Raw genomic sequence first — 18,228 nt, 5'->3', positions numbered from 1 at the left:
GAGCCGGCGGCGGGGAACAGGGCCGCGGCGGAGATTACGGCCTGGGTACGTTGCGCAGGTTGGAGCGGGCCATCTGCAGCATTCTGCCGACCCCGCCGTCGAGCACGGTCTTGCTCATCGACAGCGCGAAGCCGCCGATCTGCTCGCCGGTGATCTTCGGCGGGATGGACAGCGCGTTCGGGTCGGTGACCACGTCCACCAGCGCCGGCCCCTTGTGCTTGAACGCGCCGCGCAGCGCGTCCCGCAGCTCCTTCGGCTTCTCCACCCGGACGCCGTAGGCCCCACAGGCCCGCGCCACCGCCGCGAAGTCCGGGTTGTGGTTGGACGTTCCGGAGGCCGGCAGGCCCGCCACCAGCATCTCCAACTCGACCATGCCGAGCGAGGAGTTGTTGAACAGCACGATCTTCACCGGCAGATCATGCTGCACCAGGGTCAGGAAATCGCCCATCAGCATCGCGAACCCGCCGTCGCCGGACAGCGCGACGACCTGCCGGCGGCGGTCCAGGAACTGCGCGCCGATCGCCTGCGGCATCGCGTTGGCCATCGAGCCGTGGGTGAACGAACCGATCACCCGGCGCTTGCCGTTGGGGGTGAGATAGCGGGCCGCCCAGACGTTGCACATGCCGGTGTCGACGGTGAAGACCGCGTCGGCGGCTGCTTCTTCGTCCAGGACCGAGGCCACGTACTCGGGATGGATCGGGACATGCTTCTCGACCTTGCGGGCGTACGCCTTGACGACGCCTTCCAGCGCGTCGCTGTGCTTCTTCAGCATCCGGTCGAGGAACTTGCGCCGCGTCTTGACCTGCACCATGGGCGTCAGGCAGCGCAGGGTCTCGCGCACGTCGCCCCACACCGCCAGGTCCAGCTTGGAGCGCCGGCCGAGGTGCTCGGGGCGGACGTCCACCTGCACGATCTTCACGTCGTCGGGCAGGAAGGCGTTGTACGGGAAGTCGGTGCCCAGCAGGATCAGCAGGTCGCACTCGTGCATCGCCTCGTAGGCGGCACCGTAGCCGAGCAGGCCGCTCATGCCGACGTCGTACGGGTTGTCGAACTGGATCCACTCCTTGCCGCGCAGCGCGTGGCCCACGGGGGCCTTCACCCGTTCGGCGAAGGCCATCACCTCGTCGTGCGCGCCGGCGGTGCCGCTGCCGCAGAACAGCGTCACCTTGTCCGCGGCGTCCACCATCCGGGCGAGCGCGTCGAGCTCGGCGTCACCGGGCCGGACGGAGGGCCTGCGAGTGACGAGCGCGTGCTCGATGCTGCGCTGCGGGGCGGGCTGCGCCGCGATGTCGCCGGGGAGGCTGATGACGGAGACGCCGCCGCGGCCGATGGCGTGCTGGATCGCGGTCTGCAGCACGCGGGGCATCTGCTCCGGGTTGGAGATCAGCTCGCTGTAGTGGCTGCACTCCTTGAACATCTGGTCCGGGTGGGTCTCCTGGAAGTAGCCGGTGCCGATCTCGCTGCTGGGGATCTGCGCGGCCAGCGCCAGCACCGGGGCCATGGAGCGGTGCGCGTCGAACAGTCCGTTGAGCAGGTGGACGTTGCCGGGGCCGCAGGAACCGGCGCAGGCCGTCAGCTTCCCGGAGATCTGCGCCTCGGCGCCCGCCGCGAAGGCCGCCACCTCCTCGTGGCGCACGTGCACCCATTCGATGGCCGCGTTGCGCCGGATCGCGTCGACGACGGGGTTGAGGCTGTCGCCGACCACCCCGTACATGCGCGCCACCCCGGCGCGCACGAGGATGTCGACGAACTGCTCGGCCACGGTCTGCTTCGCCATCGGGCGCACCAATCGCTCGTCGCGGGGACTTGCCCCCATCTCCCCACGCGAGGCGCGCCCCCGCCACTTGTGCGCCTACGGCGCGGGCCTCGGCGACCGCACCGCCACGCCGCGAGCCTGCGGCGGGACCGCCGGGGGCGCCTCCCTCGCGGTAGCGGGGATCCCTCCGGCCGGCGGCAGGGCACTACGCCTCCCAGACGCCCACCGCCGTGCGGTCGTCCGCGTAGCCCTTGACGCGGGTCTGGGCCTCGGCGAGGAAGGCGGTGAGGCCTGGGGGGTGGCCGTTGCCCCATTGGTGGGCCAGGCGGGCGGCGAGGGCCGGCTCGCCGCGCAGCGGCTCGGCGAGGCCGCCGCTGCACAGCAGCAGCGCGTCGCCGGGGTGCGCGACCGAGGCGCGGAACCGGAAGCGCTCCCCGGGCTCCGCCTCCTTGCCCACCGGGTCCAGGTCCTGCCAGCTGCCGTCGCGGATGCGGAACAGCCCGCCGTCCCCGACGCCGAAGAACAGCCGGATGCGGCAGGACGGGTCCACCGGCAGCAGCAGGCAGCGCAGCGAGGCCGTGTACTCGCCCTCCTCGAGGCCGAGGTCCTCGCCCCTGGCCCGCAGCCGCCCGTAGCAGCGGTCGGTGAGCCGGTGCAGTCCCGACTTGAGCGAGCCGCGGCGGGCGGCGCGGATGTCCTCGGACAGCCGCTGCCGGCTCCGGCCGACCGCGCCCGCGATCCACCGGCAGGCGTCCTGCGCGGCCCGGGGGGCGTCGTCGGAGGCCCGTACTCCGCTGGCGACCGCCAGCAGCAGGAGGCCGTCGTCACCGGCACCGAAACGCGCCGTCAGGATCGCGTCCCGCCGGGGCTGGCCCCGGTACCGCGCGGAGTCGCCGCGCACGGAGGCGGTCCGCAGCGTCAGGACGCCGTACTGCGCCCCGTCGAGCACGGTGTCGGGTACGAGGCTGTCGAGCTCGTCCGGGTGCGCCACCGGCCAGGCCGTCGGTTCCGCCGCGTACGTGGGCGGGCGGTCGCCGACGAACGGCGGCGCCGTCTCGACGGGCGGCTCCGCCGGCGCCCAGCCGGGCGGCAGGTCAGGGGCGGGGCCGGGATCCGGGTCGCTCCACGTCACCGGGCCCTCGCCGAAGGCGGTCGGCGCGCGCGTCCCGGTCCGGTTCCCCGGCGGCGGGACGACGGGCTCCGGCGGGTTCGGCGAAGCCGGTTGCGCCGGCCGGTACGCCTGCTGCCCCCACGCCTCGCCCGCGGCGGGAACCACCCCGCCGCCCGGCCGCCCGCCCTCCGGGGCCGCGCGGCGGAGCCGGATGGTGTCCGGCCTGCCGGGGTCGTCGTACGCGTCCGTCTCCTGGTCGTACGGCTCGCGAGCGGGCGGCACCGCGTCGGCGGGCGGTTCCGCTCGAACAGGTGGTTCGTCCCGAACAGGTGGTTCGTCCGGGGTGCCGACGGCGGACAGGACCGAGGCGTAATGGTCGTCGACCGTTTCGGCCGACGCTTGGGGTTCGCCCGGCTCCGGGCTCCCGTACAACTGGCGCCACCACTCGTCCTCGTGACGAGGGTGCGTCTCCCCCTGCTGGCTCATGCCCTTATTGTCCACCGCGAGAGGCCGTTGGAAACGGTGGATCGCATACCTGACGCGGGCCCGTCGGCCGGCCCTCCCCCCACGGTTGGGTCGGCCGACGGCGCTCGTGCGAAACGACCCAACTCGTGCCAAGTCATGCCCGCATCGCCGCCACACTGGCAGAACAGGGGGGTGAGCAGGGAAGATGTCCGCGGCGGGAAACCGCCGTGGCTCATTCCCGCCACCTTGGGGAGGGGGCGCCGTGCTCGGTGCCATAGGACTGGACGACGTCCAGGAGTCCGCCTACCGCGCCTTGATCGGTCTCGGCGCCGCCGAGATATCCGATCTCGCGCAGCGCCTCGGCAGGTCCGAGGAGGAGGCGGCACGCACCTTGCGGCGGCTGGAGGGGCACGGGCTGGTGGCCCAGTCCTCGGCCCGGCCGGGCCGCTGGGTGGCCGCGCCGCCCGGCGTCGCGCTGGCCGCGCTGCTCACGCAGCAGCGGCACGAACTCGAACAGGCGGAACTCGCGGCCGCCGTGCTCGCCTCGGAGTTCCGGGCCGAGGCGACCGAACCGGCCGTCCACGACCTGCTGGAGGTGGTGACGGGCGCGAGCGCCGTCGCCCAACGCTTCCTGCAGTTGCAGCTCGGCGCGGAGAAGGAGGTCTGCGCCCTCGTCACCGGTACCCCCGTGGCCGTAACCGGCATGGACAACAGCGCCGAGGAGCAGGCCGCCGAGCGCGGCGTCGCCTACCGGGTGGTGATCGAACGCGAGATCCTCACCAGCACGAACGGCATCACGGAGCTCTCCGCCGCGATGAACCGCGACGAGCAGGTGCGGGTGATCGACCGGGTCCCGACGAAGCTGGTGGTGGCCGACGGGTCGATGGCCATGGTGCCGCTGACCCGCCGCACCGGACAGCCCGCCGCGCTGGTCGTGCACGCCAGTGGCCTGCTCGAATCCCTGATGGGGCTCTTCGAGGGGGTGTGGCGTACCGCGATGCCCCTGCGCCTGAACGGCCTCGGCGTCGACGAGGTGCCACTGGACGCGCCCGACTTCGTCGATCTGCAGATCCTCTCGCTGCTCCTCGCCGGGCTCACCGACGCCAGCGTCGCCAAGCAGCTCGATCTCGGGCTGCGCACCGTGCAGCGCCGGGTCAAGCACCTCATGGAGATCGCCGGGGTGACCACCCGGCTCCAGCTCGGCTGGCACGCCTACGAGCGTGGCTGGATCGCCCGGCACGGCTGACCTGCCGGCCGATATCCGCAGGCGTGCGGGGCGTCCATCCGGCAGGGTGAGCCCATGGGGACCCCACAGCTGTGCCTGATCGGCGTCGTGATGCTGCTCGGCCTGTTCGGCGTGCTGGTCCCCGGCGTGCCCGGGTCGCTGCTGTGCTGGGGCGCCGTCCTGTGGTGGGCGACCAATCTGCACACCCCGCTGACCTGGGGGGTCCTCGCCACGGCGACCGGGCTGCTCGCGCTCAACCAGGTGGTCCAGTGGCTGCTGCCGGCCCGCCGCATCCGCGACTCGGAACTCACCTGGCGCAACCTCTTCGCCGCCGGTTCCTGCGCCGTCCTCGGCTTCTTCGTCCTCCCGGTCATCGGCGCGCCGATCGGCTTCGTGGCGTACATCTACGGCGTGGAACGCGTCCGGCTCGGCACCCACGGCGGCGCCTGGACCGCCACCCGCACCGCGATGCGCGCCGTCGGCCGCTCCGTCCTCGCCGAGCTCTTCGCCTGCCTCCTGGTGGCGGGCGCGTGGCTCGGCGCGGTCGTCCTCGGCTGACGCCCGGGGTCTGACAGGTCCGGGCTCAGCGGGGTCGGGTCTGACGGGTCCGGGTCCAACGGGGTCGGGTCTGACGGGTCCGGGTCCAGCGGGGTCGGGTTTCACGGGTCCGGGTCCAGCGGCGTAGGTCGATGAGCCGATGCCCCGCACCCGTCCCGGTGTGAGGCTGGCCCTATGACGATTTTCAGTGCGGGCGAGCGGGCGTATCTGGACGGGCAGCAGCTGGGCCGGCTGGCGACCGTGGATCCGAAGGGGCAGCCGCAGGCGAACGCGGTGGGGTTCGTGGTGCGTGAGGACGGTCTGATCGACATCGGCGGATTCAGGTTGGGAACGACGAAGAAGTGGCGGAACATCGCCGGCAATCCGCGGGTCTCGCTGATCGTCGACGATGTCGTGAGCCGGAAGCCGTGGGTGGTGCGCGGCATCGAGATCCGGGGTACGGCGGAACAGGTCGTCGGTCCGCACGACCTGGGGGCGTACCTCAGCCCGGAGGTGATCCGGATCCGGCCGCGCCGGGTGATCGCCTGGGGCATCGAGGGCGGCGAGGCCGGAATGCACGGGCGGACGGTGTCAGAGGACGCCCTCCAGGGTGAGTAGCGTCCGCTTGCGTTCCAGGCCGCCGGAGTAGCCGGTGAGGCTGCCGTCCGCGCCGATCACGCGGTGGCAGGGACGGATGACGAGCAGCGGGTTGGATCCGACCGCGCCGCCGATCGCGCGGACCGCACCGGGCGATCCGGCGGCTTCGGCGAGCCCCCGGTAGCTGACGGTCGCGCCGTACGGAACGTCGTCGAGGGCGTTCCACACCCGCTGCCGGAAGGCGGACCCCACGGGCGCGAGCGGCAGGTCGAACGTGCGGCGTTCGCCCGCGAAGTACTCCTTGAGCTGACGCTCGGCCTCGGCGAACGCCGCGGGCTCGCGGCGCCAGCCGGGCAGGACCGTTGCGCCACCACGCTGGCCGGGGACGGAGAGCGAGGTGAGCGCGGTGCCGTCGCCGGTGAGCAGCAGCTCTCCGACGGGGCTGTCGACGGTGGTGTAGAGGGTCGTCTGGCCGCCGTCGGGGGTCACCCGGGGCGCTACGGTCACGGGGGCGGCGGGGGCTGCTGGCGTGCTCATGTGGTCGTCAACTCCAGTCGGGGGCGGGCGCGGTGGCCCGCGGCCCAGAGGTGGTGCAGGGCATAGCTCCGCCACGGGCGCCAGGCGTCGCTGAGCGGGGGTTCGTTGGGGAGGGCGACGTCGGGGTCGCCGAGGGCGCGGAGCCGGATGTATCCGGCCGTCCAGGCGTCGATGCCCGGCAGGGCCGACAGCGCGCGACCCGCCTCGTCGCGGTCGGCGCCCGGGTCGAGGCGCAGGGTGCCGGCGGTGAGGGCCGCGGTCAGCGGGCGCAGCGCGGGGTGGTCGATGCGGGCGGGTTCGGGGAACAGGTGGGTGAGTCCGCCGTCGGACGCGGGGAGCGGGTCGCCGCAGGCCGCGACGAGCTCCGCGGCCGCGGCCGGGTCGGCGAGTACGGCGCGCACGGCGAGCTCGTCGGGGTCGGCCGCCCCGGGTGAGCGCAGCCCGGGACGGGCGGCGACCAGCGGGCCGAGGAGCGGGTCGCCGCGCAGCGAGTCCGCGACGGCGTACGGGTCGGCGTCCAGGTCGAACAGCCGGCGTACCCGCTGGACGGCGGTGGTCAGGTCGCGCAGGTCCGCGAGACGGAGCCGGCAGTCGAGCCAGCCGTCCCGGTGGCGTTCGTCGACCTCGGCCACGCCGGGGCCGTGCGGCAGCCGCAGGGTCCGCCGGTAGGTGCGGGCTGCGGGCGGTCCGGTGATCTCCTCGATGCCGGGCACCAGCTCGGCGCGCAGGAAGTCGAAGACCCCCGCCGCGTCGTAGGTCCCCCGGTAGGCGAGCCGCAGGGGCACTCCGGACGCGGAGCCGGGCTCCGCAGCGCGTGCGGCGGTGGTGCCGGCGCGCGCGGTGGCACGCAGCTCGCTCGGGGTGCGGGCGTAGATCTCGCGGATGGTGTCGTTGAACTGGCGGACGCTGGCGAAGCCGGCGGCGAACGCCGTGTCGGTGACGGACAGGGTGGTGGTCTGGAGCAGCACCCTGGCTGCCAGGGCGCGCTGCGCGCGGGCCAGCGCCACCGGGCCCGCGCCGACCTCGGCGGTGAGCTGGCGGTGGACCTGGCGGGAGCTGTAGCCGAGCCGGCCGGCCAGGCCCGCCACGCCTTCGCGGTCGACCACGCCGTCGCCGATCAGCCGCATGGCGCGGCCCACGACGTCGGCGCGGACGTTCCACTCCGGGGAGCCGGGGACGGCGTCCGGGCGGCAGCGCCGGCAGGCGCGGAAGCCGCCGCTCTGGGCGGCGGCGGCCGTGGGGTAGTAGCGGACGTTCCGCTGTTTGGGCGTCACCGCCGGGCAGCTGGGACGGCAGTAGATGCCGGTCGTCGCGACCGCGAAGAAGAAGACGCCGTCGAAACGGGCGTCGCGGCCGCGTACCGCCGCATATCCGGTCTCTTCGTCAATCATGTTCCCCAGTCTGCGGCACGGAAGGGAGTGGGACTGGCGGAAATCGGACGGGGAGCCAGGGAGGTCGAACAGCTTGTGAGAGCGCTCTCCCAGTGTCGGCCGGAGCGATACCCTGTCCGCATCGAGCTCGCAGAGGAGCGTGCAGTGTCCGAGCAGACCTTCCCGTCCCGCCCCACCCTGGAGGCCGTCGCCGAGCGGGCCGGGGTGTCCCGCGCCACCGCCTCACGCGTGGTCAACGGCGGCGCGGGAGTGCGCGCACTGCTGGTCGAGCGGGTGCGGAAGGCCGTCGAGGAGCTGGGCTACGTACCGAACCAGGCGGCCAGGACGCTGGTGACCCGCCGCAACGACGCGGTGGCCGTCGTGGTCGCCGAGCCCGAGACCCGGTTCTTCTCCGACCCGTTCTTCGCCCAGCAGGTCCGCGGCATCAGCAAGGAGCTGACCGCGCACGACAACCAGCTGGTGCTGCTGCTGGTCGAGGGCACCGCCGACTACGACCGGGTGGGCCGCTACCTCGCGGGTGGCCACGTCGACGGCGCGCTGATCTTCTCGCTGCACGCGCACGACCCGCTGCCCGAGCTCGCCCGCAAGGCGGGCATCCCCACCGTCTTCGGCGGGCGGCCCGGCTGGGCGGAGACCGAGCGGGACCGCAACGCGCTCTACGTGGACTGCGACAACCGGGGTGGTGCGCGCACCGCCGTGCGCCATCTGACGGGCCTCGGCCGCCGCCGGATCGCCCACATCAGCGGGCCGCTCGACCAGACCGCGTCCGTCGACCGGCTCGACGGTTTCCGCGACATCCTCCCGCAGGCCGATCCGGCGCTGATCGTCGAGGGCGACTTCACCCCCGACGGCGGTGAGCGCGCGATGGCCGAGCTGCTGGACCGCTGCCCGGACCTGGACGGCGTCTTCGCCGCCTCCGACCTGATGGCGTCGGGAGCGCTGCGGGTACTGCGGCAGCGCGGACGCAGTGTGCCGGACGACGTCGCGCTGGTCGGCTTCGACGACATGGTCCAGGTCGCGCAGTTGACCGAACCCCCGCTGACGACGGTCCGCCAGGACATCGAGGAGATGGGCCGGCTGATGGCCCGGCTACTGCTGCGCAGCCTCGACCCGCGGCGCGACGCCCCCGGGGCCCTCCCGCTGTCTTCGGTGGTCACCCCCACCCATCTGGTCCGACGGCAATCCGCCTGACAGGGGTCAAGTACTGCTACCCCGGGGGACGGTTGGGAACCGGGGGCAACGGGAAGGTCACGGAACGACAGCGATTGTGAAGGTGCGGTGATGGTGCGCACCCCCGCCAACGGGAGGACGTTCATGGTCTACACGATCATCCTCGGCATTGTGATCGTGGCCCTCGGTATCGCGAGCGTCGTGGCCACGTTCTGGAGCGAGGGCAGCCCGATCGCGATCCGGCGCCGCCGTCACAACGGCGCCGGCTGAACTCGCGCTCACGGCAACCTGCTCGGCGGCCGGGCCGGGCCCGTCACGGGACCCGGCACCGGAGCCGTCTCAGGCCTCCCTGCGGTGGCCGCCGCCGCGCTTTGCCTCGTACATCGCCCGCCCCGCCGCCGCCTTCATCTTCCAGTCACGGCGCATCTCGGCGCGCAACCGCTGGTCGGTGCGGGAGGCGATCCACGCGTTCTCGCGCAGGAGTTTGCGATAGCTCTCCAGCCGCCGGTGCGGCAGCGAGCCGTCCTCCAGGGCGGCGAGCACCGCGCAGCCGGGCTCCGCGACATGCGCGCAGTCGTGGAACCGGCAGTCGGCGGAGAGCGCCTCGATCTCCGAGAAGACCTGTGAGAGACCGGACTCGGCGTCCCAGAGCCCCACCCCCCGCAGCCCGGGGGTGTCGATGAGCACCCCGCCGGTGGGCAGCGGCAGCAGATCCCGTGTGGTGGTCGTGTGCCGGCCCTTGCCGTCGGCGTCACGGATGCCCTGGACCTCCTGGATCTCCTGGCCCAGCAGGGCGTTGGTGAGCGTGGACTTGCCCGCGCCCGACTGTCCCAGGAGCACGGAGGTGCTGCCGGCCAGCACCGCGGCGAGCACGTCGACGCCCTCGCCGGTCGTGGCGCTCACCACGAGCACCTGCACACCGGGCGCCGCACCTTCGGCGTCGGCGAGCAGATGGGTCGTGTCGCCCGCGAGGTCCGCCTTGGTCAGGACGACGAGCGGCTGCGCGCCGCTCTCCCAGGCCAGCGACAGGAACCGCTCCAGCCGACCCAGGTCGAGTTCGGCGGCCAGCGACACGGCGATCACGGCGTGATCGATGTTGGCCGCCAGCACCTGGCCCTCGGAACGGCTGGAGGAGGTCGAGCGGACGAACGCCGTCCGGCGCGGCAGCAGCGCCCGCACCGCGGGACCCGTCGGGGCGTCCCGGTCGACGGCCACCCAGTCGCCGGTGCAGGCCAGCTTCATGGGATCGGAGGAGGAGTTGACGAAGGTGGTGTCCGCGCGCAGCGTGCCGTCAGGGGTGACGACGTCGCAGAGCCCGCGGTCGACCCGCACGATCCGGCCGGGCAGCAGGCCCTGGGCGGCGTACGGGGTGAATTCGGTGTCGAGAATGGAGTCCCAGCCGTACGAGGTGAACGGCAGGGAAGCAGATCCGTTGGTCAACGGAATGCCCTTCGAAAGGGCGGCCCCGGAGCTGAAGGTCAGGAAGTGGTCAGCCGGCGACCGCGGAGGTAAGGATGCTGTGCGACGGAATGAGGGCAGCGCCCTGCGCAAAGACAGTCATCGAGATACACCTCCACGTATGTGTGCCGGCCGCGGTCTTCCACCGCCGCGGTCCACAGGAGATTACGACGGGCCGGAGGCACTGTCCACCGATTTACGACCTCCTCCAGGTGTCCGATTCGTTCAAGACCGCGGGCCCGTCGCGCGCCTAACGTGGCGGGCATGACTCCTCGTTTCGCGTTCATCGGTCTGCTCGCCTCCGACATGGCCGCGTCCCTCGCCTTCTACCGCCGGCTCGGGCTGGACATCCCGGCGGAGGCCGACAGCCAGCCGCACGTCGAGGCGGCGCTTCCCGGCGGGCCGCTCCTCGTCTGGGACACCGAGGAGGTGGTGCGCTCCTTCTCCCCGGACTGGCAGGCCCCGCCGGAGGGCGGCGGCCGGGCCGGGCTGGCGTTCACGTGTGACGGTCCGGCGGAGGTCGACAAGGTGTACGCCGATCTCACGGGCGCCGGCTACACCGGGCACCTCGCGCCGTTCGACGCCTTCTGGGGCCAGCGCTACGCCACCGTGCTGGACGCCGACGGCAACCACGTCGACCTGCTGGCCGTCCTGCCGGATCCGCCCGCCTGATTCCGCCTCATCCGTCCGTTCAGCGGACGAGTTCGCCGAGCGGCACCCCGGCCAGCGCCTTCACCTCGCGCGCGAGGTGCGCCTGGTCGGCGTAGCCCGCCGCCACCGCGACCGCGGCGAACGGGGTCCCCCGGCGGGCCAGTTCCAGCGCGCGCTGCAGGCGCAGGACCCGCGCGAGCGTCTTCGGGCCGTAGCCGAACGCCGCCAGGCTGCGCCGGTGCAGCTGCCGTTCGCCCAGCCCCGCGGCCTGCGCCGCGGCGGCCACGGTGCCGCCGGAGGCCAGCCGCGACGCCGTCGCGACCAGCAGGCGGTCCGCCGTGCCGGGTCCGCGTGCCGCGCCGGTCACCGCGTCTTCCAGGGCGCGCCCCGGATCGGCCGCGTCGCCGATCCGCTCGGCGATCCGCCGGGCGGCGGCACCCGGCCACACCGCGTCCAACGGCACCCGCAGATCACGTAGTTCGTACGCCGGGACGCCCAGCACCGCGGGCCCCCGGCCGGGCGCGAACCGCAGCCCCGCGAAGCGCGCGCCGGCGGGGGTCCGCGCCACGTGGGCGCGGGTGTCGGGGCCGGTGACGAGCAGTTCCCCGTCGCACCAGATCACGTCCATGCAGCCGTCGGGCAGCACGCGGTAGGGCCCACCCTCCGCGGCACCGACGGTCCGGGTCCAGAGCACCGCGCCCGCGACCCGCGACAACCGCTCCTGGTACACCCCTTCATTCTGCCCCGGCGTGCGGACAGCGGGGCACCTGGACGCCCGGGCCGCGGTCAGTCGCGGCGGCGGAGGCGCGCGCGGACGTCCGACGGCGGCAGGAAGCGCGTCCAGCGCTCGGGGAACTCGGCGGGCGGCGGGTCGTCGGGGCCGAGGTCACTGTCGTCGTCGAAGTCGTCGTCGCGGCCGTCCTCCGCGGCCCGCCGCCTGGCGGCGTCGGCGACCACGCGCACCGCGGCCGCCTCCAGGGCGCGGGCGTTCTGCTCGCGGGCGGCGGCGGTGGCGAGCGACGGCCAGATACGGTCCACCGCCGCGTTGACGGCGGCGCCGACCAGCACCGCGAAGGCCGAGATGCCGATCCACAGGAGCACCGCGACGGGCGCGGCCAGCGACCCGTAGATCGTCGGCCCCTCGACGGTGTTGGTCAGGTAGATGCGCAGCAGGAAGCTGCCGAGGACCCACATCATGAGCGCGATCAGCGCGCCCGGCACGTCCTCGTACCAGGGTGACCGCACGGGCACCGACACGTGGTAGAGCGTGGTGAGGAAGGCGATCGACACCAGGAGGACGACCGGCCAGTAGAGGACGTGGATCGTGCCCTGGCTGCGCGGCAGCACCGACACGAAGGCGTCGGGTCCCGCGACCATCAGGGGCAGCACCAGCGCGCCGACGACGAGCGCGATGATGTAGAGCAGCAGGGCGAGCAGCCGGGTCTTGACGATCCCGCGGTGCCCTTCCAGGCCGTACATGATCGTGATGGTGTCGACGAAGACGTTGACGGCGCGGGAGCCCGACCAGAGCGCGATCACGAAGCCGAGCGAGATGAGATCGGGCCGCCGCCCGTGGAAGACGCTGTCCACCAGCGGGCGGACCAGCTGGTTCACCCCCTTGTCGGACAGGACCGTGGCGGACGCGGTGAGGATGTTGTCCCGCAGGTGCGCGATCGTGTCGGTGCGGATGACGGTGTCCACGTAGCCGAGCGCGCCGACGAGGCCGAGCAGCAGCGGCGGCAGGGACAGCAGGACGAAGAAGGCCGCCTCCGCGGCGAGTCCGGTCACCCGGTACTCGATGGAGGAGTTGACGGTGTCCTTCAGCAGCAGCCAGCCGACCTTGCGCTTCGACACATTCCGGTACAGGGCCCGAGCCCTGCCCCAGCGGCCGGGAGGCCGCGCTTTTCTTCCATCCGCTGCGTGCACCCGCCTACGGTATCCGCCCCCGGCGGACCCGGTCCCACCCCCTGTCGGGCGCCCGGCCCGACCGGGCGGCGGCGGGGCGTCGCCTACCGCCCGGCGCGTGCGGACACCTACGGTTACTGCCATGAGCGCCCCCACACACACGGTGACCAACCAGCCTCCGCCGCTGGTCGGATATGACGTCCACGCCTCCGACGCCGCCCTCGTCGAGGCCGTGGAGCGCCATGCGGCCCCGGAGCGGCTGGCCGAGATCCAGGGCGAACTGGGCGAGCTGGGCCGGGCCGCAGGATCGGCCCAGGGACAGCAGTGGGGGGAGGAGGCGAACACCAGTCCCCCGGTACTGCGCACCCACGACCGGTACGGCCACCGGGTCGACGAGGTCGACTTCCACCCGTCCTGGCACCGGCTGCTGGGCCACGCCGTGTCGGCCGGCCTGACGGACGCCTGGTCGCGCCCCGACGGGCACCTGCGCCGCGCGGCCGGGTTCCTGGTGTGGTCGCAGGCCGAGGCGGGACACGGCTGCCCGGTGTCGATGACGCACGCGGCGGTGCCCGCCCTGCGCGCCGATCCGGCGCTGGCCGCCGAATGGGAGCCGCGGCTGCGCTCACGGATCTACGACCAGCGGCTCGCCGCGCCCGGCGAGAAGCCGGGCGCGCTGTTCGGCATGGGGATGACGGAGAAGCAGGGCGGCTCCGACGTCCGGGCCAACACCACCCGCGCGCAGCCACTCGCCGAGGACGGCGCCTACGCGCTGACCGGCCACAAGTGGTTCTGCTCGGCGCCGATGTCCGACGGCTTCCTGGTGCTGGCCCAGGCACCGGACGGGATCAGCTGCTTCCTGCTGCCGCGGGTGCTGCCGGACGGGACCCGCAACGTCTTCGCGATCCAGCGCCTGAAGAACAAGCTCGGCAACCGCTCCAACGCCTCCTCCGAGGTGGAGTTCGACGGAACGTGGGCGCGCCGGGTCGGGGAGGAGGGCCGCGGGGTGGCGACCATCATCGAGATGGTCGCGGCGACCCGGCTGGACTGCGCCGTCGGTTCGGCGGCCATCATGCGGCAGGCGGTCGCCCAGGCGGTGCACCACACCACCCACCGCAGCGCGTTCGGCGGCCCGCTCGTCGACAAGCCGCTGATGCGCAACGTTCTGGCGGACCTCGCCCTGGAGTCGGAGGCCGCCACGACCACCGCGATGCGGCTCGCCGCCTCCTACGACATCGACACCGAGCACGAGCGGCACTTCCGGCGCCTCGCGGTGGCCGTCACCAAGTACTGGGTGACCAAGCGCTGCCCGGCCGTCGCGGTGGAGGCGCTGGAGTGCCTGGGCGGCAACGGGTACGTCGAGGAGTCGGGGATGCCCCGGTTGTTCCGCGAGTCACCGCTGAACTCGGTCTGGGAGGGGTCGGGGAACGTCCAGGCGCTGGACGTGCTGCGGGTGCTGCGGCGCGATCCGATGGCCCTGAACGCGTTCCTCACCGAGATCGGCCTGGCCCGCCGCGCGGACCACCGGCTGGACGGTGCCATCAAGAACCTGCTGACGGAACTGGCCGACCTGGACGGTGTCGAGGCCCGAGCCCGGCGCATCGTCGAACGGATGGCCCTGATCCTCCAGGGCTCCCTGCTCGTACGGTTCGCCCCGCCCGCCGTGGCCGACGCGTACTGCGCCTCGCGCCTCGGCGGCGACTGGGGAGCCGCGTTCGGCACCCTGCCGCACACGCTCGACCTCGCCTCGATCGTGGACCGCGCCCGGCCGCTCACGGACTGAACGGGGCTCGGCCGGTTCGGCCGGTTCGGCTGCTCCGCCTGATTCGGCGGGTGGGGGCGCGACGGCGTGGCAGAGGGTGGCGCCGCGCCGACTCGGCGCCACCCCCGGTTCAGCTGCCCCGCTGTCCGGCGGCAATCGAGCCGGACTCGCAGTGGCGCGTCGTACGGTGGAACGGACCTCGGCGCCCCCGTGCGGCGGCGCCGCGTCACTGTCCTTCGGCCCCCCGCGCACCCGCAACGGTTGCAGCTCGTTGCAATGGGTATGCCGATGGCCCGGGCACCGCGGACGGGCGGGCGGGCACCATGGGAAGCAGATCGCGAGAAGCAGGCGAACCGGGGGCAAAGTGACACACCCGCCGATCGGCCCCGGCCGTCTCGGGGCCATGGGCGTCCGCGAGTCGGCCCGGCTGCTCGCCCGCGTGCACAACGCCGCCCTGGCGGGCGACCCGCCGCCCGCTACGCCCCGCACGGTGATCAGCGAGTCCTGGCGGCGGGTGCGGAAGCACGGTGTGGATCCGGACGTCGGCCGGCACACCGGCCTGCTCCCCACCGAGGAGCTCGAACACCGCCGGCAGTCCTCGCCGCTCGGCGACGTCATACCGCAGCTGCGCGAGGGCCTCGTGACGGTGGCCGACGTCGCCTGGCACATCATGGTGGTCACGGACGCCGATGGCCGGGTGCTGTGGCGGGACGGCAGCCTCGCGGTGCGCAGGAGTGCCGACCGGCTCGGGTTCGCCGAAGGCGCGTCCTGGGCCGAGGACGCGGTCGGCACCAACGCGATCGGCACCGCGCTGGTGACCCGCACGCCCGTCCAGGTGCACTCCTCCGAGCACTTCGTACGGACCCACCACGGGTGGACCTGCGCCGCCGCGCCCCTGCACGATCCGCGCGACGGCCGGCTGCTGGGCGTCGTGGACGTCAGCGGCCCCGCCGCCACCATCCACCCGGCCACCCTCTCCCTGGTGACCGCGGTGACCCGCGTCGCCGAGGGCGAGCTGCGGCAACGGCACTGGGCCTCCGTGGAACGGCTGCGGGCCGTGGCCGCGCCGCTGCTCGCGCGGCTGGCGGGAAGGGGCCGGCCGGCCGTGGCGGTGGACCGCGACGGCTGGACCGCCGCGGTCACCGGCATGGCGCCGCCGGATCGGGTGGCGCTGCCGGCGGCCCTGCGGGCCGGCGAGATGTGGTTGCCGACCCTGGGCGTGTGCGCGGTCGAGCCGCTGCCCGGCGGATGGTTGATCCGGGTCGGCGACGGCCGGGACCCGGCGGGCCCCGCGAGCCGGGTCGTTCTGGACGTCAGCGGGCCGCGCGCCTGGACGGTGACGGTCTCGGGAGCGGCGGGCAGCTGGGCCCAGCAGCTCAGCCCGCGCCACGCGGAGCTTCTGTTCGTGCTGGCGCTTCACCGGGGCGGGCGGAGTGCGGCTGAGCTGGCGCGGGACCTGTTCGGGGACGCGGGGCGGACCGTGACGGTCCGCGCGGAACTGTCGAGGCTGCGCCGCAGCCTCGGGGGTGTGCTGGCGCATCGGCCGTATCGCTTCGCGGATGGGGTGGAGGTGGAGGTGGTGCGGCCCGCTCGGGTCGTGGACCTGCTGCCGTGTTCCGTGGCGCCGGCGGTCGTGGCCGCGCGGATGTGACTCCGTCCGGGCCGGTGGCGGGGTGCGCAGGCCGGGCCCTCCGTCGTCGTCGCCCCACGGGCGGTCCGGCTGCGGTCGCCTCGCGGCGGGCGCCGACGTCCGCGCGTCCGTGACGGGTTCGGGCAGGTGGGCGGGGAAAGCCCACCGCAGGCGCGAACCGGTCCGCGCGGGGCCGGCGTGCCCGAACCCCGGCCGGAGGCGTAACGGTGAGGCGGACTACAACTCGTGCGGCCACGGCGGGTTCGGGCCCCGCACCGCGCAGGTGGCCGCCGCCACTGCCGTGCCGAGGACGACGGCCTCCTGCACGTCCTCGGACGTGAGTGCGGGCAGACGCCCGCCCAGGTGGCCCGCGGAGTGGAGGTGGTGCAGAAGGCCTGCCATGAAGGCGTCGCCCGCGCCGACGGTGTCGACGACATCGGACGGGTGGGCCGGTACGTGGATCCGTATCCCGTCCAGGGACGCGAGGGCGCCCGCCGCTCCGAGGGTGATGACGACGAGGCGGACGCCGAGGCCGTGCCACTCGTCGCAGGCCTTCTCCGGCGGGGTGTCGGGGTGCAGGTGGGTGAGGTCGTCGTCGCTGAGGCGCAGGATGTCGGCCGCGCGGCACCAGCGGGGCAGCCGCTGCCGGTAGCGGTCGGGGGGTACGAGGCCCGGGCGGACGTTGGGGTCGATGCTGATCGTCGCGCGGGGGTGGAGGTCGTCCAGGAGTTCTTCGATGCGCTCCGCCCCGGGGTCGCGCACCAGGGCGAGGGAGCCGGTGTGCAGGCAGGCGGGGCCGGCGGGCAGGCCGGCCGTCAGTTCGGCCGCCGTCCACTGCCAGTCGGCGGTCCCCTCGGCGTGGAAGGAGTAGCGGGCGCGGCCGGCCCCGTCGAGGTCGGCCACGGCGAGCGTGCTGGACTCGGCCGCGTCCGGGCAGCCGGTCAGGTCGACGCCGGAGCCGGCCAGCCGCTCGCGGAAGAGCCGCCCGAAGACGTCGCCCGACAGCCGGCCGAGGAACCGGGTGGGCGTGCCGAGGCGGGCCAGCGCGACCGCGGTGGTGGCGGGGCCGCCGCCCGGGACCACGGTCAGATCGAGCCCGGCGGCCGGCTCGCCGGACCGGGGGGCGGCGAAGGCGTCGGCGACGCATTCGCCGAGGACGACGACGGGACGGCTCGGACTCATGCGGGACAGCGTACGAGTCCGTGGCGGGTGCGCGGCAGGGCTCACGGGGGCGCGGCTCCCGGACTTCGCCGCGCGCGGGGCCACCGCCTAGGCTGCGGCCATGAGCATCAGCGTGACCACCTGGTCCCTCGAACAGACCTCGCCCGCGGATCTGCGGCCCTCGGCCGTGCCCGCCGCCGAGGACGGGGTCCGGATCGTGGCCGCCGAGGTGCCGTCGCCCGACTTCAGCCGGTTCCTCTACGCGTCGGTCGGCGCGGACTGCCGGTGGACCGACCGGCTGGGCTGGACGTACGGGCGCTGGCAGGCGCATCTGGAGCGGCCGGGCTCGGAGACGTGGGTCGCGTACGAGGGGGGCACGCCGGCCGGGTTCGTCGAGCTCGATCCGCAGGACGACGGCGTCGTGGAGATCATGTACTTCGGGCTGCTGCCGGCCTTCCGGGGGCGCGGGATCGGTGGCCACCTGCTGTCGTACGGGACCGCCCGCGCCTGGGACCTGGCCGGCCGGTGGCCGGGGCGGGACGCGACGAAGCGGGTCTGGGTGCACACGTGCGACCTGGACGGGCCGTATGCGATGGCCAACTACGAGCGGCGCGGCTTCCGGCTCTTCGACACCAGGACGGCGGAGGAAGCGGACCAGGCAGCCCCGCTCGGACCGTGGGCCTCCGAGCAGTGACGCAGAACACAACGTCTCACTAGGTGGGATATTCTGGTCCACATACTGGACGACGGTGGACTGCTCCGAGACCCGCATGCCACGCTTCCGACATGTCCCGCACTGGAATCGCCTTGGTAGGTCGGCCGCACGTCGACTTCTGCCGCGTGTCCAGCGCCATCTGTCCGGCGATCTGATCGCG

The 18,228-nt window shown here is 73.7% G+C and carries 18 protein-coding genes; 10 read left to right on the top strand and 8 right to left on the bottom strand.

The features are described from left to right. Positions 1-34: 34 nt before the first annotated feature. Both M2266_RS27745 and M2266_RS27740 read right to left on the bottom strand, forming a co-directional pair. Positions 35-1,777, bottom strand: a complete 1,743-nt coding sequence (locus M2266_RS27745) for a pyruvate dehydrogenase (protein WP_277440639.1) — start codon at positions 1,775-1,777, stop codon at positions 35-37. A 184-nt stretch (positions 1,778-1,961) separates the two neighbouring features. Then, positions 1,962-3,353 carry a protein phosphatase 2C domain-containing protein gene (locus M2266_RS27740; protein ID WP_277440638.1) on the bottom strand — a complete coding sequence of 464 codons (1,392 nt, stop codon included), beginning with the start codon at positions 3,351-3,353 and terminating at the stop codon, positions 1,962-1,964. Positions 3,354-3,594: 241 nt separating this feature from the next. Between M2266_RS27740 and M2266_RS27735 the strand changes: the two genes are divergently transcribed. The 3 genes from M2266_RS27735 (at position 3,595) to M2266_RS27725 (ending at position 5,712) form a co-directional block, all read left to right on the top strand. Beyond that, positions 3,595-4,578, top strand: a complete 984-nt coding sequence (locus M2266_RS27735) for a LuxR family transcriptional regulator (protein WP_277440637.1) — start codon at positions 3,595-3,597, stop codon at positions 4,576-4,578. A gap of 54 nt (positions 4,579-4,632) precedes the next feature. After that, positions 4,633-5,115 carry a DUF456 domain-containing protein gene (locus tag M2266_RS27730; protein ID WP_277440636.1) on the top strand — a complete coding sequence of 161 codons (483 nt, stop codon included), beginning with the start codon at positions 4,633-4,635 and terminating at the stop codon, positions 5,113-5,115. Positions 5,116-5,289: 174 nt separating this feature from the next. Then, a complete protein-coding gene (locus tag M2266_RS27725) occupies positions 5,290-5,712 on the top strand; it encodes a PPOX class F420-dependent oxidoreductase (protein ID WP_277440635.1) in 423 nt (140 codons plus the stop codon). Here M2266_RS27725 and M2266_RS27720 read toward each other — a convergent pair. Together M2266_RS27720 and M2266_RS27715 are read right to left on the bottom strand one after the other, a co-directional pair. After that, positions 5,686-6,228 (bottom strand): methylated-DNA--[protein]-cysteine S-methyltransferase, encoded by a 543-nt coding sequence (locus M2266_RS27720; protein ID WP_277440634.1) that lies wholly within the window; start codon positions 6,226-6,228, stop codon positions 5,686-5,688. The genes M2266_RS27725 and M2266_RS27720 overlap by 27 nt on opposite strands. Then, entirely contained in the window at positions 6,225-7,619 is a 1,395-nt protein-coding gene (locus M2266_RS27715) for an AlkA N-terminal domain-containing protein (protein ID WP_277440633.1), read from the bottom strand. Before M2266_RS27715 ends, M2266_RS27720 begins: the two co-directional genes overlap by 4 nt. Before the next feature lie 144 nt (positions 7,620-7,763). Between M2266_RS27715 and M2266_RS27710 the strand changes: the two genes are divergently transcribed. Together M2266_RS27710 and M2266_RS27705 are read left to right on the top strand one after the other, a co-directional pair. Next, the gene (locus M2266_RS27710; protein WP_277440632.1) at positions 7,764-8,810 is read left to right on the top strand and encodes a LacI family DNA-binding transcriptional regulator; all 1,047 of its coding nucleotides are present in this window, start codon (positions 7,764-7,766) and stop codon (positions 8,808-8,810) included. 90 nt (positions 8,811-8,900) lie between these two features. Next, positions 8,901-9,059 carry a hypothetical protein gene (locus tag M2266_RS27705; RefSeq protein ID WP_277440631.1) on the top strand — a complete coding sequence of 53 codons (159 nt, stop codon included), beginning with the start codon at positions 8,901-8,903 and terminating at the stop codon, positions 9,057-9,059. Positions 9,060-9,128: 69 nt separating this feature from the next. Here the strand turns inward: M2266_RS27705 and rsgA are convergent, their stop codons facing one another. Beyond that, positions 9,129-10,229, bottom strand: a complete 1,101-nt coding sequence (gene rsgA / locus M2266_RS27700) for a ribosome small subunit-dependent GTPase A (protein ID WP_277440630.1) — start codon at positions 10,227-10,229, stop codon at positions 9,129-9,131. 282 nt (positions 10,230-10,511) lie between these two features. Here rsgA and M2266_RS27695 point away from each other — a divergent pair, with 282 nt between their 5' ends. Continuing rightward, positions 10,512-10,919, top strand: a complete 408-nt coding sequence (locus tag M2266_RS27695) for a VOC family protein (protein ID WP_277440629.1) — start codon at positions 10,512-10,514, stop codon at positions 10,917-10,919. Between the two features lie 19 nt (positions 10,920-10,938). Here M2266_RS27695 and M2266_RS27690 read toward each other — a convergent pair whose 3' ends face one another. Then, positions 10,939-11,628 (bottom strand): helix-turn-helix domain-containing protein, encoded by a 690-nt coding sequence (locus M2266_RS27690; RefSeq protein ID WP_277440628.1) that lies wholly within the window; start codon positions 11,626-11,628, stop codon positions 10,939-10,941. 56 nt (positions 11,629-11,684) lie between these two features. Then, positions 11,685-12,824, bottom strand: a complete 1,140-nt coding sequence (locus tag M2266_RS27685; protein ID WP_277440627.1) for a YihY/virulence factor BrkB family protein — start codon at positions 12,822-12,824, stop codon at positions 11,685-11,687. A 121-nt stretch (positions 12,825-12,945) separates the two neighbouring features. On the opposite strand from M2266_RS27685, the gene M2266_RS27680 reads away from it, so the two are divergent. Further along, positions 12,946-14,583 (top strand): acyl-CoA dehydrogenase family protein, encoded by a 1,638-nt coding sequence (locus M2266_RS27680; protein ID WP_277440626.1) that lies wholly within the window; start codon positions 12,946-12,948, stop codon positions 14,581-14,583. A 382-nt stretch (positions 14,584-14,965) separates the two neighbouring features. Then, positions 14,966-16,213, top strand: a complete 1,248-nt coding sequence (locus tag M2266_RS27675; RefSeq protein WP_277441385.1) for a helix-turn-helix domain-containing protein — start codon at positions 14,966-14,968, stop codon at positions 16,211-16,213. Between the two features lie 216 nt (positions 16,214-16,429). On the opposite strand, the gene M2266_RS27670 is transcribed toward M2266_RS27675, so the two are convergent. Further along, positions 16,430-17,374 carry a carbohydrate kinase gene (locus M2266_RS27670; protein ID WP_277440625.1) on the bottom strand — a complete coding sequence of 315 codons (945 nt, stop codon included), beginning with the start codon at positions 17,372-17,374 and terminating at the stop codon, positions 16,430-16,432. Between the two features lie 100 nt (positions 17,375-17,474). On the opposite strand from M2266_RS27670, the gene M2266_RS27665 reads away from it, so the two are divergent. Beyond that, on the top strand, positions 17,475-18,047 hold the full coding sequence (locus M2266_RS27665) for a GNAT family N-acetyltransferase (protein WP_277440624.1): 573 nt from the start codon (positions 17,475-17,477) through the stop codon (positions 18,045-18,047). Between the two features lie 92 nt (positions 18,048-18,139). Further along, a complete protein-coding gene (locus M2266_RS32470; RefSeq protein WP_346780962.1) occupies positions 18,140-18,223 on the top strand; it encodes a putative leader peptide in 84 nt (27 codons plus the stop codon). The last annotated feature ends 5 nt before the right edge of the window (positions 18,224-18,228 follow it).

Source organism: Streptomyces sp. SPB162, assembly GCF_029504575.1.
Lineage (GTDB): Bacteria > Actinomycetota > Actinomycetes > Streptomycetales > Streptomycetaceae > Actinacidiphila.
The sequence above is the reverse complement of the archived record's forward strand: the minus strand, read 5'-3'. Positions and strand labels throughout refer to the sequence as shown.